The sequence below is a fragment of the Clostridium sp. N3C genome, from assembly GCF_900095445.1.
Lineage (GTDB): Bacteria > Bacillota > Clostridia > Clostridiales > Clostridiaceae > Clostridium_AU.
Genome location: NZ_FMJL01000039.1, coordinates 21,740 through 36,967, shown reverse-complemented (window position 1 = coordinate 36,967; position 15,228 = coordinate 21,740). Strand labels below are relative to the sequence as shown.

The window sequence follows — 15,228 nt, the reverse complement described above, 5'->3', positions numbered from 1 at the left end:
TTTATTATATTTATTTATAAGATGTATCTAAATCATAATAGCAATAATGTGTACAATCAAAGCAGCACACCAGGCAATGAAACACTGCCAAAGAACTACGCCGAAGGCCCACTTTCTACCAAGTTCTCTTCTAATTGAAGCAATGGCTGCTACACAGGGAGTGTAGAGCAGTGAGAATACTAAGAGCGTCGCTGCGGTAGCTGAGGTCATTATTGTAGTTATATCTTGACCAAAGAGTATTTCAATAGTAGATACAACGCTTTCCTTTGCCATAAATCCACTAATTAAGGATGTACATATTCTCCAGTCTCCAAGTCCAAGAGGCTTCATAATTACTGTGAGCCATCCTGCTACAATGGCAAGGATACTGTCTTGCTGATTTTCAACCAGATTGAAATGTTGATCAAAGCTCTGCAGGAGCCAAATGGCAACAGTAGCGAGGAAAATGATAGTAAAAGCTCTCTGTAAAAAGTCTTTGGCCTTTTCCCAAAGAAGTTGTCCCACATTTCGGGAGCTTGGCATGCGGTAATTAGGTAATTCCATAACGAAGGGCACTGCCTCACCCTTGAATAGTGTACCCTTAAATAGCAGGGCAACCAGAATACCAACGATAATGCTTAGAAAATAAAGACTGACCATTATAAGTGTTTTGTATTTTGGAAAGAAAGCATCAACGAAAAAGGCATATATGGGCAGTTTTGCTGTACAACTCATAAAGGGAGTGAGCAGTATTGTCATTTTTCTATCCCTTTCACTTGGTAATGTACGAGTAGACATAACTGCTGGAACGGTACAACCAAATCCGATTAGCATAGGTACTATACTTCTTCCAGAAAGTCCAATCTTACGAAGTAGTTTGTCCATAAAAAAGGCAACCCTAGCTATATAGCCGCTGTCCTCAAGGAGAGAAAGAAAGAAGAACAGCGTAACAATAATAGGAAGAAAACTTAAAACTGTTCCTACTCCTGCAAAAATACCATCAATAATAAGTTCATGCAGAACATCGTTTACGTTAATTGCAGTTAATCCCTTATCCACAAGATTTGTCAGTGCGTCTATCCCAAGTTCTAACCAACCTTGAAGGGTACCTCCAATAACGTCAAAGGTGAGCCAGAAAACAGCTCCCATGATTAAAATAAATATTGGAATCGCTGACCATTTGCCTGTAAGAATTTTATCAATTTTTTCACTTCGTATGCTTTCTTTACTTTTTTTAGGCTTTATCACGGAAAGGTCACAAACCTTATTTATGAAAGCATATCGCATATCCGCAATGGCTGCACTTCTGTCAAGTCCACGCTCTTTTTCCATTTGGGAAACTATATGCTCCATTGTGTCCTTTTCGTTCTCATCCAGCATAAGCTGGGATATAACCAAAGAATCGCCTTCAATCACCTTGCTTGCAGCAAAGCGAAGTGGAAGATTAGCACTTTGGGCATGATCTTCAATAAGGTGGCAGATGCTATGGAGACAGCGATGAACGGCACCACCTTGGTCATTTTTATCACAAAAATCCTGATGGAGAGGAGTTTCTTGATATTTTGCCACATGGATGGCATGGCTTACAAGTTCCCCTATTCCTTGATTTTTTGCTGCAGAAATAGGTATTACAGGAACACCTAGCATAGCTTCCATGGTGTTTACGTCTATGGTTCCACCGTTTGCACTTAATTCGTCCATCATATTTAGGGCTATCACCATAGGCACATTCATTTCTAGTAGTTGCATAGTAAGATATAAATTTCTCTCTATGTTAGTAGCATCCACTATGTTGATGATAGCTTTTGGTTTTTCATTTAAAACGAAATTACGAGACACAATCTCCTCGTTGCTATAGGGAGACATTGAGTAAATTCCAGGTAGATCCGTAACTAAAGTATTTGGATGTCCTTTGATAACTCCGTCTTTGCGGTCAACGGTAACGCCTGGAAAATTGCCCACGTGTTGATTAGAACCGGTAAGCTGATTAAAAAGGGTAGTCTTGCCACAGTTCTGATTACCAACTAGTGCAAAAGTTAGTGTTGTTCCCTCCGGCAAGGGTGTTCTGTTGCCCTCAGGATGAAACTTTCCGTATTCACCGAAACTTGGATGAACTGTCTTCCCATTGAGCCTTTTCTTATTTATTTTTTCCATAGGCTCTGACACCGATTTAACCTCAATTTTTGCTGCATCTTCCAAACGTAAAGTTAATGAATAACCGTGAATTGTAACTTCTACAGGATCACCCATCGGTGCATATTTGACTATGGTGATCTCTGCACCGGGGATTACACCCATATCCAGAAGGTGTTGACGTAAAGCACCTTCACCGTTGACTTTAGTGATGATGGCGGTTTTTCCGATTTTCAACTCTTTTAGTGTCATATTACTCCTTCTTCCTTTATTCTTCTGGTAGGTACTGATGATAGAATTTTTATAAGCTACATTTAAATAGTATCTAGCAAACATTATTTTATGCTATCTGATACAACTTGTCAAAAAGAATATGACATAATTTGGGTTATACTATCGATTTGTGTCAATATTGTGGATTAATCATTTAATTTTTTTAGTATAGTAAATTAAATTATTTTTTATGGATATTAGTGTTTTATGTTAACTGTTTCACAACATATTTATATTGATGTAAAATAAAGTATATGATATAAGCAAAATATGATAATTTTAATCGTATGGCATAAGACATTTTTTATTAATATTGCTTTGTTTTAAATAAGTGTTGAAAGATAAGTATAAATTCATAGTTAGGAGATAAGTTTTAACGATGTATACTAAATATGATATTGATTTAAAACTTGAACCTTCAAATCATTTTTTAGCTTGCAAAGCAAAGATGACATACTGTTACAAGGGAGAAAATGAAAAGGAATTACATTTTTATATACATAGAAATCTTGAAATAGAAGAAATTACATGTGATAAAAAGTTTAGATATGAAGTAGGTAAAGATACGGCTAAATTGTACTTATGGCAAATGAGTACTATGAAGATGAAATAGAATATTTTAAACATATTGGACATGAGTTAGGACATTTATGGTGGCGTAATGGCATACATGATAGTTGGGAAGACTGGTTGAATGAATCCTTTGCCGAGTATTCAGCTCTTTTAGCAATAAGAGTAGTATATGGAGAAGATAAATTTAATGAATTTATTGATATGTATAAAAAAGAAACTAAAGATTTTGCGCCAATTAAAAATATAGATAGAAGTGCTAGTAATGCTCACGCCCTTCTTTATAAGAAAGGTCCTGTTATCCTAAGTGAATTAGAAAAACAGGTTGGAATGGAAGCATTCCAGAAATTATTGGGTGAGGTTTATTCTAGAAAAGTTGATCATACAGAATTGCTTTATGAAGTAATTAGTGAAGCAATTAATGATAAAGCAAAGGAAATGTTAGATAAGTTTTTGAATACATAAATTATCTTTAAATAAGGTTTTCAGACTTTCATTAATAATTACTGACTGCTGAAAACCTTATTTTTTATCTCATAAAATAAAAATTTTAAGTTATGCTTAAGATTACAGAAGTATAATAATTTAATTGAGGAAATGTTTGCCAATAAATCTCTTATACAATTTAAGCTGATTTGACAGTATATCAGTCCTAATATAAATAACGCAGGAAATGAATTGCTCAAAATTTGTAAAATAAAAAGTCAGTCGATGACGAAAAGTGTTGACGAAAATGCCACAGTACTATTATCATATATTGTGAAGTACTATGGTATATTTTATGTGTTTACTCAAACTTATTGAGTATGGTGGATATTGAGCGTTTTGACAATAGGTGATATGGATACAGAAGTAATTTGGCTTAGTGGGTATGTATCTGGATACATGTATAGGGTTTAAAATTATCCACCTGATACAGATCAGATAAATATATTTTATAAGGAAGGGAAATACATGAGCATTTCAAATATTATTGAATTAATTACCGGCATAGCTCTGTTCCTGTTCGGTATGACACTTATGGGAGAAGGCTTAAAACAGGTAGCTGGAAATAAGTTGGAGGTTATTTTATTCAAACTTACGGGTAAACCAATAAAGGGACTCCTGTTTGGAGCTGGAATTACCACAGTAATTCAATCTTCATCAGCAACATCTGTTATGGTTGTTGGTTTTGTAAATTCCGGTATTATGAAGCTTAGGCAGGCTATTCCTATTGTGCTTGGAGCAATTTTTGGTACTAGTATCACAGGCTGGGTTATCTGTCTGTCCGGAAACGATTCTGCTTCAGGATGGCTTGCTTTATTCTCTACAAGTACGTTAACCTGTATTACTGCATTGTTTGGTATTTATTTTCGTATGTTTACCAAAAATCGTTTCCAAAACCATCTTGGAGACATAATGCTTGGCTTTGCCATTTTGATGTTTGGTATGTCAGCTATGAGTGGTGCTGTAGCGCCATTGAAGGATAGTGAAGTATTCATAAATGTTTTGACAAAATTTTCTAATCCTATACTGGGTATTCTTGTTGGTATTGCTTTTACAAGCATCCTACAAAGTGCTTCCGCAGCTGTGGGAATTTTACAGGCTTTGGCCATGACAGGAGCGGTTACATTTGATATGGCGCTTCCACTTATCATGGGTATTGCTATTGGAGCCTCTGTTCCAGTTCTGTTATCTGCAGTAGGGGCAACAACCGATGGAAAGCGTACTGCCTTGGCTTATTTGACCAGCAACTTTCTTGGTGTGGTTCTCAGCGCAACTATATTCTACGGACTCAATGCTTTTTTAAGTTTTTCTTTCATGAAGGAAACTATGACAATGACCACTGTAGCTGCTCTTAACAGTATTTATCGTCTTGCTGTGGTTTTGGTTCTGTTCCCATTGTATAGACAGTTGGAGTTAATTTCTAAGAAGATTATTCGCTCCAGCGGTAGAAGTAAAAAAGAAAAGGAGCAGCTAGAACCATTAGAGGAACGCTTTGTAGACCATCCAGCCCTCGCTATCGAGCAATGTCGAAAGGCAATCAATGATATGGCTATCAAGGCAAAAGAAAATCTGTTTATTTCATTTGGACTGATACATAAATTCGATCATGACAATTATGAACAGGTTCAGTTGATTGAAGATATGGTGGATCGATATGAGGATAGACTAGGAACATATCTTTTGAAAGTTACAAGCAAAGAACTAAACGATGAGCAAAATGAGAGCACTGGAAAGTTTTTGCATACTATTACTGACTTTGAGCGTATTTCCGATCATGCTGTTAACCTTGCTAAAGCTGCTAAGGAAATCCATGAAAAAGAAATTGTTTTTTCTGACGATGCCTACAATGAGCTCCGTGTGTTAGGAGATGCTGTCTCAGAAATTGTGACAATGGCAATTGAAGCCTTTGTTAATAACAATTTGGAGCTTGCATATAAAATTGAACCATTAGAAGAGCTGGTAGACAATCTCTGCGGAGAAATGAAGCTCCATCATGTTGATAGACTGAAATCCGGCTTATGTTCATTTAATACTGGTTTTGTATTTAACGATATTTTGAACGATTACGAGCGTATTGCGGATCATTGTTCTAATATTGCCGTTACCATGATTGCATTGGAATCAGATTCTTTTGATACTCATAAATATATTGATAGTATAAAACAACTAAAAAGTGAAACTTATGCTAAGTATTTTGAAGAATATTCGAGAAAATACTTAATTGAAAATTAAGTTATGATTATGAGAGGGAGCGTATTTAATTATATTGCTTTGATTCAAAGAAGTGTTGATATACAAGATTATAATTCATTAATTCAACTCTTGTATTAAGGTAAAATTTAAGAAGAAGCAGACAATGACACCTGTAAAGGTGAATTGTCTGCTTTTTTTAGTATAGTATTTTTATGATAAGTAGCTTTTTTGTTAAGTATATTAGCAAAATAAAATGTGAAATTAATTTATATTTCATTTATTATATATTATGTTCTGTAAATGCAAATAATTTGCATTTGGTATTGACTGGAGAAATTACATGGATTAAAATAGTAATTGCAAATAATTTGCATTTACAAAATACGGATTGGGGGGTTTTTATGTTTAATACGAAAAGCAAATTATTGATTTTTTTAATGTTATTTACTTTATGCTTAGGACTATTTGCCGGATGCAGTAAAGAAAAGAATACAAAGAATACAAAGTATAGTATTGTTTGTACTACCTTTCCACAGTATGATTGGGTAATGAAAATTATAGGTGATAAGAGTGAGAGTTTTTCAGTTACACTTTTATTAGACAATGGTGTTGATTTGCATAGTTATCAGCCAACGGCAGAAGATATTGCCACCATCGCTAATTGCGATTTATTTATCCATGTAGGAGGAGAGTCTGATGCCTGGGTAAAAGATGCGTTAAAAGAAAAGGTTAATAAAGATATACAGGTAATTAATATGGTTGAGGCTTTGGGAGATCGTGTTAAGGATGAAGAGATTGTAGAAGGTATGGAAGATAATGATGAACATGGAGATGAACAGCAACATGAAGATGAGCATGAAAAAGATGAGCATATATGGCTTTCTTTAAAGAATGCAGAGTTCCTGGTGAAAAATATCGCAGAGGCAATAAAAAAGATAGATAAGGAAAAGGAAAGTGTTTACCAGAGAAATAGTGAAGACTATATACAGCAATTAAGAAACTTAGATAAGGAATATGAAAAAGCTATAGCAGGTGCTTCAAAGAAGACAATAGTGTTTGGAGACCGTTTCCCATTCCGATATTTGGCAGATGATTATGACTTAAGTTATTATGCAGCTTTTTCTGGATGTAGTGCAGAAACAGAAGCAAGTTTTGAAACTGTAGTATTTTTGGCTAAAAAAGTAGATGAGCTTAATTTAAATACAGTATTTGTAATTGAAAATTCAGATAAAAAAATAGCACAAACCATTATTAATAATACAAAAAGTAAGAATCAGAAAATACTTGTCATGAACTCATTACAGTCCGTGACGAAAGAGGATATTGATAAAGGTACAACATATCTTTCAGCTATGAAAAATAATCTTGAAGTGCTAATTGAAAGTTTGAAATAGTAAGGGGTGTGCCTATGGCATATATTCTTTGCCAAGATCTAAAACTTGGATATGATGGAATTGTGGTAACAGAGAATATTAATTTCTCAGTAGAACAGGGTGATTACCTTTGTATAATAGGTAAAAATGGTGCAGGGAAAAGTACACTTATGAAAACTCTACTTCATTTATCAAAACCTATATCTGGTCAAATACTTTATGGTGATGGCCTTATGGCATATGAAATAGGATATTTACCTCAACAAACAGTAATTCAAAAGGATTTCCCTGCTTCTGTATGGGAGATAGTTCTTTCAGGAAATATATCAAAATGCAAGGGCAGACCTTTTTATAGAAAAGAGCATAAGAAAATTACAGAAGAAAATATGAAGAAGATGGGAATCTGGAATTTGAGAAAAAAATCTTATCGAAATCTATCCGGTGGACAACAACAGAGAGTTCTTCTTGCAAGAGCTCTCTGTGCAACGAAAAAATTATTGTTGCTGGATGAGCCTGTTAATGGATTAGATCCAAAGGTAACAGTAGAGTTATATCAATTGATAAAGAAACTAAACGAGGACGGAGTAACCATTATTATGGTTTCTCATGATATAAATGCTGCCTTGATTTATTCTGGAAAGATTTTGCATATTGATAGGCAACAGATGTTTTGGGGATCCAAGGAAGATTATTTAAAGAGCGAAGCTTATGAGATGCTTTGTAGGGGAGGAAGAAATGAATAATATAGTTGCAAAATTAGGGTTTTACTTGCAATATCCCTTTGTGCAGTATGCCTTAATAGTTGGGGTATTGATAGCATTTTGCTCTTCTCTGCTAGGTGTAATTTTAGTATTGAAACGATATTCCTTTATTGGAGATGGTTTGTCACATGTGGCCTTTGGAGCTATGGCAATTGGAACGGTTCTTAATTTAGCTGATCATATAGTGTTAACTATGCCTGTTACCATTATTAGCACAATTATACTTTTGAAAGGTGGAAAAAATGCAAAAATAAAAGGTGATGCTGCTATTGCCATACTTTCGGTAGGTTCTTTAGCTATTGGCTATCTTGTGATGAATGTATTTGCCACATCTTCTAATATATCAGGGGATGTATGTACCACTTTGTTTGGATCAACCTCAATTTTAACACTAACAGAAGAAGATGTTATGATGTGTCTCATCTTTTCTTTTATCTCAATTATAATATTTGTGGTATTTTATAATAGATTTTTTGCAGTAACCTTTGATGAAAACTTTGTAAAGGCTACCGGTGGGAAGGCAGAACTATACAATTTAATTATTGCAATTGTGATTGCCATTATTATTGTATTAGGAATGAATCTTGTTGGTTCATTACTCATATCAGCTCTTATTATATTTCCAGTACTTTCTTCTATGCGTATGATGCATAGTTTTAAGGGTGTTGTGATTTTATCAGGATTTATATCGGTTTTTTGTGCTTTGATTGGAATCTTAGTATCAATTGTATTTTCAACTCCTGTTGGTTCTACTATTGTAGTAGCAGATATGGCTCTATTTCTAATTTGCTCGTTAATAGCTAAAATTAGGAGGATATAGAGAATGAAAAGAGTGATGAGATATGTAATGTTAATATGTTTAATTTTTTTGATGGCAGGATGCTCAAAAAAGACATACAGTGTTAAAAATGTTCCCAATAATAATTCGGTAGATGAAACCTTACAAAACAAGGTAAAAGATACAGAAGATCAAAAAGAAAAAAAAGAAAAGCAGGATCTTTGGAGAGAAAAGTTTAGTTTAGAAAATTCTCAGAATGGAATGTCCCAGCAAGTAGATTATGATTTGACGGTAATGGATAGGAATATGGTGTATGCAACAGTTTTTCAATTAATGATTAATCCAGATCAGTATATAGGAAAGTCTTTTAAAATCAAAGGTAATCATTATACTGTTTGTGATGAAGTTACACATAAATACTATCACTATGTTCTAATAAAAGATGCAACAGCTTGCTGTGCCCAAGGATTAGAATTTGTATTGGAAGGTGATAATCAAGATGAATATCCTGCTGATGAAGCTGAGGTAGAGATAATTGGGAACTTTGAGACATATAAAGAAGAGGGAGATGAAAGTTTATATTGTAGACTAAAAAGTGCAAGTATGAAAGTAATAAATTAAGATTAAGTTTATATAACATCTACATATTTGTGTAAGTGTCCTGTTTATTTTTTCTTCTTTATCAAGGCATGACGATAGGATATAAGATAAGAAGCTATTTCCTCAGGGCTTTCTTTCATACCGGATTTTATCCAATAATCAAAGATACCAGTAAATCCATGAAGTATAAATCTATTTTTCATAATTTGGGACTGTGTTTTATATTTAGGACTCAAGTATTCATTGAGAAAGTTTAATAGCTTGGTTTTTATGCGGGGATCAGTATCATCGCCCATGAGTAGAGTCCATTCCTCCTTGTTATCATATATCAGTTGGAGCATTAGTAGGATTAATTTATCAACATCACATTTTTGGCTATTTATTATTTTTTTAACATTTTCCAACATTTCGTTCTGAAGAAGGGATAAAAGCTCATATTGATTTTGATAATGACGATAAAAGGTTGCTCTGTTGATTCCTGCTAGCGTACATATTTCCTTCACAGTAATCTTTTCTATATTCTTTTCTTTTAATAAAGTTAACAGTGCATTTCTAATCATCATTTGAGTATATCGTGCTCGAGCATCAAGGCTATTCATATAGTCACTCCTTTCTGCAACATATTCCTAGAATCTGTTGCTTAACTTTCTTTTGTTGATGAATTGATGCTTTTTTATTAATTATAGCATCTTATAATAAAATATGCGACAGATGATGCATAATTTTCTTATGCTGCAGGAGGGTATAAAATGAGTAAATTTGATTTTAAAACATTACTAACAATTGTATTAACTGGGCTTTATATTGTATATTTATGCTGGGTTTTGATTGGTGGTTTAAGAAATAGAAGGATAAGACTTAAGATGTATTTGATAATTACGCTTCTCATGATTTTTGAAGTTCTTAAAAATTACAATGGCATTCATAGTTATGCAGAAGTTATTAATGTTTGCATAATATTAGTCATTGCTATTACTAAGGGAGTTATTCTTGGAAGGAAAAAGGTTGTAGAGAAAGTGGATGATATATGGTATATGCATCATGACAGAAAATATATTGCTATATGGCTATTATTTGTAATTAAACTTGGAACTACACAGTTGCTTAGGCTTGCTACCAAAGTAAATATCCCAACTTGGAACATGTTTTTATACTTCTGTATCTATTATCCATGGAGAACAATTAATATATTTATTGCAAATTCAGAAATGCGAAAAGATATATTTTCAAGATTGAAATATCAGATCAAAAGCAATAATTTATGATAAGAGGGCTGTAAGGAAGATACCTTGCAACCCTTTAAATTTAGAGTTAAAATATTATAGATATAAGTAGAGTGAAGACGGTTATTGAACATCAAAGACGGTAAAGGGATTGGCATAAATTATATATGGATAGATGGCAGAATTACCAGTCGTATCGTAGGAATAAAAGACCTTTGCAAGGGAGTATTTACTCTGTTTCTCTTCATCTTCCTCTTTACAATTCTCATCTTGTTGTATTTTCTATTACGACAATCAGATATTTCATAGTTCTATAATTTCAAACATTGGTGCATTTACTATGAATAAATCTTGCTGTGATTCTAAAAACTTGTCTCCCCTAGTTATATAAATCCTTTTATAGAGATTCAATTAAATAATCTTATACTTACCAATTAATGTAACTTTTTTTATACTAAACAACTTAAACTCTTATTAGTAGCACCAAAAAATACATATTGAAAGGAAAAATGAAATGGAATATTCGAAAAAGATTTTTTTAAAGTATGCAATACAAATGGCTGCAGTAATTGATCAGGATAGTGAAACTTTGCTTGATGCAACAAAGACCTTGATATCTGATACCAGTGTAAAGATTAACGATTTAGATATAAGAGAACAGATAGAGTATTACAGGGCAGCAAGGTTATTCTTTGACTATGGCAAAAAAAATCCGAGAAAAATACGTAATATTACTTTTGTAAAAAAGATGACTTCTGAATTGTGGTTTTTATCATTAATTGCTAGAAAGTATAAAAACTTATCCATAATTCAATTGAAAAAAATATCGGATGACAAATTTCAGCAAGAAAAAGAAATTGATAATCTTATGACTGAAAAACAGTTTACTATGATTAGTTGGTATTTACCTAAGTTATCTGCAAATGGTGTTTTGCATGAATGCGGTGAATTACTAAGTCAATTGGATTTTGCAATTGAAGCTACATTTGAAATACTTTATAAGTTCTTTGATGCTGTGGATTATCCTAATTTTGCAAGAGAAATATATGATATATCAGAATTACAAGTAAACAATGAATTTCAAAATATTATAGAAGAAAAGAATGAAAGTGCAAAAGTTATACCTGAAATAGAAGAAATTAATGCTGATAATGATATAGCTAAAGAAAAATATGAAAATGAGATTAAATATCTTGAAGGAAGAATACATGATTTGGAGATAAAAGTTGAATATGCAAAAAAGGATGCTATGAGAGATATATTGTTGTCACTTAATGATCCAGCTTATGAATATCCTTTAGGCCAATTATATCTTTTATCACGACAGAATAATTTGGATGCTGACATTGCCGGTACCCTTGAAAATTTCTTTTCAGCCTTAGAAAATGCAGGTATTAGAACTGTTAAAGCCCACATGATTGGAAAAGAATTTGTAATAACAGAGGAAGAGAAAAGGAAATATGAAACAATAAAAAATCAAGTTATAAATTTGGAGGATAAAGTAACGGTATATCAGCCTGGATTTAGATATATGGGTGAAACTATGATTAAACCGATTATTAAGAAGGAGAATGAGTAAATATGATAGATAATAACGTAGCAATGGATCCAACTAGGAAATGTATTGGTATTGATTTAGGAACTACAAATACTGCTGTTGCTATTTCACGTGTTGATATAAATGGACAAATTATATTAGAAGATCAAGAGATAGGTCAGAAGGGTGATAATAGCATAAGAAAGAGGGAAGTGTTGCCTTCAATAGTTTATTTCAAGGAAAACGGAAGAATTGCTGTTGGTGCTGAGGCGGAGGAGTTAAAAAACGAAATTAGTTCAAAAGATGAAACTATTAGATATGTAGAAAACTCTAAAAGAGATATTGGAAAGCAAAGAGTTTATACAATAGATGACAAAAAATATAGCCCTACGGATATAGCTCAAATAATTTTACAGTATGCCGTTAGTCATTCTAGAGCAAAGCAAGTATTGAGTGATGCCTATGTTTGTGTTACTGTTCCTGCTAATTTTGATACGAACCAAATAGAAGCTACAGCGACGGCAGCTAAAAAAGCTGGATTAGGTAAGGTGAGATTATTCCCTGAACCAAAGGCAGCAATATTAAGTTATGTACATAGTGAAATGAGCAAGAGAGATGAGGATAAGTGTCTTAATTTAAAGGAAAAAAAGAGAATACTTGTTATAGACATTGGTGGAGGAACCTGCGATATTTGTATAGAAGATGTGCTGTGGAAAAATAATTCTCTTAAATTTGATTCAATAGGCGTTCCAAATCGTGAAAATATAGGTGGAGTAGATTTTGATATTAGAATAGCAGAATATCTTAAAAATAAATATTTAAATGATGTGGATTTAACCCATCAGGACCACATAGAATTAATGAAAGCAGCTCGTGCAGCTAAAGAAAAATTATCTGCTAATATTAGTTGGTATATTGAAGAAGAAAATTATTCATCAAAGGCTGAGGTATATGAAAATTCTAACTGGATCGATGAAATATCCAGCGCAGATGATTGGAAGTTAAATACAACGGTTAATGGGGAAACTATTAGATTTTATCTAACAGTAAGTGAGTTTATAAATATTATCAAACCCTTAGTAAAAAGCAGTGGTTTAAAAGCATTAAATAAAGATGAAAAAGAAAAAAATAAAAACGTGGAAGAGTTAATCATTTCCATGCTTCAAGAAAGTAATATAGATTCATCTAGCATAGACTATGTATTCCTAACCGGTGGTATGGCTAAATGTTTCCCAGTTGAGGCAATGTTATATGAACTTTTAAAAAGACCTATTATTGTTCCAGACGAGCCTTATCTTGCAGTTTCAAGGGGGGCCGCATTGTTGAATAAGTATCCGGAACTAGAAGAAGAAAGTAATGATAAAATGTCCCGTTCCATTATGATGGAAATGGCAGATGGTTCTCTTCTAACTTTGATTAAAGCAGGAGAAGCTGTACCTGTTGCCAAAAAAGTAGATTATACCTTTAAAACTAAATCTCAAAATGGTGTGGAAATACGTCTTTTTGAAGGGAAAAATGAATATGATTGGCAATTAAGAAAGTTAAATCATGTTTATACTATAAAATTCCGAACTCCTAAAGCAGTGGGGCGTCCTTTCACAGTTTTCTATGATATAAACAAAAGCAAACAAATTAAATTTGAAATTGTTTTTCAAGATAATAATGAAAAATACACTATTGAATCGGCAATTATGGAGGAGCAATTATAATGAATTGGCAAGAACAAATGAAGGAGATATCTAAAAAGTTACAATTAGAAGAAAAGGATGATTTTTCTATTAATACAACCGGTGCAGTTGTTAATGAGAAAAATCCTGATGGATTATTTTATAATCAATTTACTGAAGAGGAAGCAAAGGAATTTTTTAAGATTTTTCAAGATTTTAGTGATACATATAACACACAATATATTAGAAACTGTACAGATAAATTATATGATGAATTATCGGAACTATTGAATAAAATGGATGGCCTAGGGGCTGAAGTTATGCTGTATGCTTCAAGAACCATTAAAGGCCATATTGATGGAAATGTTGAGGTATTGAATACATTAGTTGACCTCACCGCTAAATATTTAGTATCAGAACAAGCCTTAAAGTATATAGCATCAGGCTGGGAATGGCCTACACAATTAAAGATAGTAATTGAAGCCTGCGGAAAAACAGGCTATGAGGATTACATTTCTATTATGATGGACAACTATAGGCGAATAGTTGGGTTATTTCCGGATGTGCAAATTGATTTAATAAGATCTTATCTTAATATGATACTTACATCACAAAGCGAAAAAAGCGTTGAGTATTTGATTAAAATAGTAAGATCCAGCGCCTTTATGAATAATCCAGCCAATTATAAATTGCTGACAAAACCTATAATGAATTCCCAATTTATGAAGTCAGAAGAGAATCTTGAGAATTTCAAGAAAGGGGTTTTACTTAATTCCTTAAGTCCAGAGTTTAAGTTTGAATTTAATAAACGAGTTAATAGGGAAAGCAATGTTTTATTTAATGGATGGGACTTTGGTAAAAAATCACCTAATACTTTGAGTTATTTCAAAGGAGTTAAAGATACAGAGGTAATTAAAATAGGCATTGATAAGTTTATTGAAAATATAGATAATATCCCCCAATCCTCAGTAAAATCTCAAACATATTATACAATTGGACAAAAGGCTGCACTTTCAAATGATGAAATATACAAGGCCAAAGCTCGAAGATTTTTAAGGAGTGAGTTGGCAAGCAACGAAGATTTTACAGTTGGAATAAAACTTGGCTTGCTTTTTGTTGAAGTTGATAGTAAAGACAAAAAGTTACTTTCATATTATATGGATCAAGTATTTGATTTAATTATATCTGAAGATGAGTACCTTGGTAGAGAAACTGTTGCGCAATTTTTCAGATATAGGAAAGATTGCTTTGCTTTGTTCGTTAATTACCTTATGAACAAGATTGGTGAAACAGAAGATTTAAATGACATAATAAATTATGCTGATTTACTAAAGTATATGTGCGATCAGTATTCTAATAATTTTGTTAATGAAACACATTCTGTAAATAATATTTTGGAATTGATAAAATATATTATTGCTACAAAACTTAGCAGATCCATCATAAGAAATTGCTTGGATGTAATTGGAATTTTGATAGAATATTCTACAGTAAAGAGCAAAGCCATTTTATTAACTTTAGATTCAATTAAAGGAACAATTGAAAACTATAGCGATTACAGAATTTACATACAAGAGGTAAATAAACTTATTCAAAAGGCGGACAGAGTAGCACCTCCTATGTAATGGAATAAAAATATTTAGAAAGGGGGTGGA

At 32.7% G+C, this 15,228-nt stretch carries 13 protein-coding genes; 11 read left to right on the top strand and 2 right to left on the bottom strand.

Annotated features, from left to right (window positions below):
* Positions 1-27 precede the first annotated feature (27 nt).
* A complete protein-coding gene (feoB, locus tag N3C_RS10715) occupies positions 28-2,364 on the bottom strand; it encodes a ferrous iron transport protein B (protein ID WP_074366026.1) in 2,337 nt (778 codons plus the stop codon).
* Between the two features lie 400 nt (positions 2,365-2,764).
* On the opposite strand from feoB, the gene N3C_RS10710 reads away from it, so the two are divergent.
* From N3C_RS10710 to N3C_RS10680, 7 genes are all read left to right on the top strand, one after another.
* Positions 2,765-2,998: a hypothetical protein gene (locus N3C_RS10710; RefSeq protein ID WP_074366025.1), complete on the top strand. Its 234-nt coding sequence runs from the start codon at positions 2,765-2,767 to the stop codon at positions 2,996-2,998.
* Positions 2,968-3,420, top strand: coding sequence for a M1 family aminopeptidase (locus tag N3C_RS10705; RefSeq protein ID WP_074366024.1), 453 nt, complete (start codon positions 2,968-2,970; stop codon positions 3,418-3,420). Before N3C_RS10710 ends, N3C_RS10705 begins: the two co-directional genes overlap by 31 nt.
* A gap of 489 nt (positions 3,421-3,909) precedes the next feature.
* Positions 3,910-5,673, top strand: a complete 1,764-nt coding sequence (locus tag N3C_RS10700) for a Na/Pi cotransporter family protein (RefSeq protein WP_074366023.1) — start codon at positions 3,910-3,912, stop codon at positions 5,671-5,673.
* 362 nt (positions 5,674-6,035) lie between these two features.
* Complete coding sequence (locus N3C_RS10695; RefSeq protein ID WP_074366027.1) at positions 6,036-7,028, top strand: metal ABC transporter substrate-binding protein; 993 nt, start codon at positions 6,036-6,038, stop codon at positions 7,026-7,028.
* A 14-nt stretch (positions 7,029-7,042) separates the two neighbouring features.
* Complete coding sequence (locus N3C_RS10690; protein WP_074366022.1) at positions 7,043-7,750, top strand: metal ABC transporter ATP-binding protein; 708 nt, start codon at positions 7,043-7,045, stop codon at positions 7,748-7,750.
* On the top strand, positions 7,743-8,588 hold the full coding sequence (locus tag N3C_RS10685) for a metal ABC transporter permease (RefSeq protein WP_074366021.1): 846 nt from the start codon (positions 7,743-7,745) through the stop codon (positions 8,586-8,588). The genes N3C_RS10690 and N3C_RS10685 overlap by 8 nt, the downstream gene beginning before the upstream one ends.
* Before the next feature lie 3 nt (positions 8,589-8,591).
* The gene (locus N3C_RS10680; protein WP_074366020.1) at positions 8,592-9,167 is read left to right on the top strand and encodes a hypothetical protein; all 576 of its coding nucleotides are present in this window, start codon (positions 8,592-8,594) and stop codon (positions 9,165-9,167) included.
* A gap of 44 nt (positions 9,168-9,211) precedes the next feature.
* Here N3C_RS10680 and N3C_RS10675 read toward each other — a convergent pair whose 3' ends face one another.
* Positions 9,212-9,745 (bottom strand): TetR/AcrR family transcriptional regulator, encoded by a 534-nt coding sequence (locus N3C_RS10675; protein ID WP_074366019.1) that lies wholly within the window; start codon positions 9,743-9,745, stop codon positions 9,212-9,214.
* A gap of 150 nt (positions 9,746-9,895) precedes the next feature.
* Between N3C_RS10675 and N3C_RS10670 the strand changes: the two genes are divergently transcribed.
* From N3C_RS10670 to N3C_RS10655, 4 genes are all read left to right on the top strand, one after another.
* Positions 9,896-10,411, top strand: coding sequence for a hypothetical protein (locus tag N3C_RS10670; RefSeq protein WP_074366018.1), 516 nt, complete (start codon positions 9,896-9,898; stop codon positions 10,409-10,411).
* A 472-nt stretch (positions 10,412-10,883) separates the two neighbouring features.
* Complete coding sequence (locus N3C_RS10665) at positions 10,884-11,948, top strand: hypothetical protein (RefSeq protein ID WP_074366017.1); 1,065 nt, start codon at positions 10,884-10,886, stop codon at positions 11,946-11,948.
* A 2-nt stretch (positions 11,949-11,950) separates the two neighbouring features.
* Entirely contained in the window at positions 11,951-13,615 is a 1,665-nt protein-coding gene (locus N3C_RS10660; RefSeq protein WP_074366016.1) for an Hsp70 family protein, read from the top strand.
* Positions 13,615-15,198 (top strand): hypothetical protein, encoded by a 1,584-nt coding sequence (locus N3C_RS10655; protein WP_074366015.1) that lies wholly within the window; start codon positions 13,615-13,617, stop codon positions 15,196-15,198. Before N3C_RS10660 ends, N3C_RS10655 begins: the two co-directional genes overlap by 1 nt.
* Positions 15,199-15,228 lie beyond the last annotated feature (30 nt).

Excerpts from the sequence above, each read along its gene's own strand:
- N3C_RS10665 (WP_074366017.1), top strand. The coding sequence starts at position 10,884 with ATGGAATATTCGAAAAAGATTTTTTTAAAGTATGCAATACAAATGGCT.
- N3C_RS10695 (WP_074366027.1), top strand. The coding sequence starts at position 6,036 with ATGTTTAATACGAAAAGCAAATTATTGATTTTTTTAATGTTATTTACT.
- feoB (WP_074366026.1), bottom strand. The coding sequence starts at position 2,364 with ATGACACTAAAAGAGTTGAAAATCGGAAAAACCGCCATCATCACTAAA.
- N3C_RS10690 (WP_074366022.1), top strand. The coding sequence starts at position 7,043 with ATGGCATATATTCTTTGCCAAGATCTAAAACTTGGATATGATGGAATT.
- N3C_RS10660 (WP_074366016.1), top strand. The coding sequence starts at position 11,951 with ATGATAGATAATAACGTAGCAATGGATCCAACTAGGAAATGTATTGGT.
- N3C_RS10680 (WP_074366020.1), top strand. The coding sequence starts at position 8,592 with ATGAAAAGAGTGATGAGATATGTAATGTTAATATGTTTAATTTTTTTG.
- N3C_RS10655 (WP_074366015.1), top strand. The coding sequence starts at position 13,615 with ATGAATTGGCAAGAACAAATGAAGGAGATATCTAAAAAGTTACAATTA.
- N3C_RS10685 (WP_074366021.1), top strand. The coding sequence starts at position 7,743 with ATGAATAATATAGTTGCAAAATTAGGGTTTTACTTGCAATATCCCTTT.
- N3C_RS10710 (WP_074366025.1), top strand. The coding sequence starts at position 2,765 with ATGTATACTAAATATGATATTGATTTAAAACTTGAACCTTCAAATCAT.
- N3C_RS10700 (WP_074366023.1), top strand. The coding sequence starts at position 3,910 with ATGAGCATTTCAAATATTATTGAATTAATTACCGGCATAGCTCTGTTC.
- N3C_RS10675 (WP_074366019.1), bottom strand. The coding sequence starts at position 9,745 with ATGAATAGCCTTGATGCTCGAGCACGATATACTCAAATGATGATTAGA.
- N3C_RS10705 (WP_074366024.1), top strand. The coding sequence starts at position 2,968 with ATGGCAAATGAGTACTATGAAGATGAAATAGAATATTTTAAACATATT.
- N3C_RS10670 (WP_074366018.1), top strand. The coding sequence starts at position 9,896 with ATGAGTAAATTTGATTTTAAAACATTACTAACAATTGTATTAACTGGG.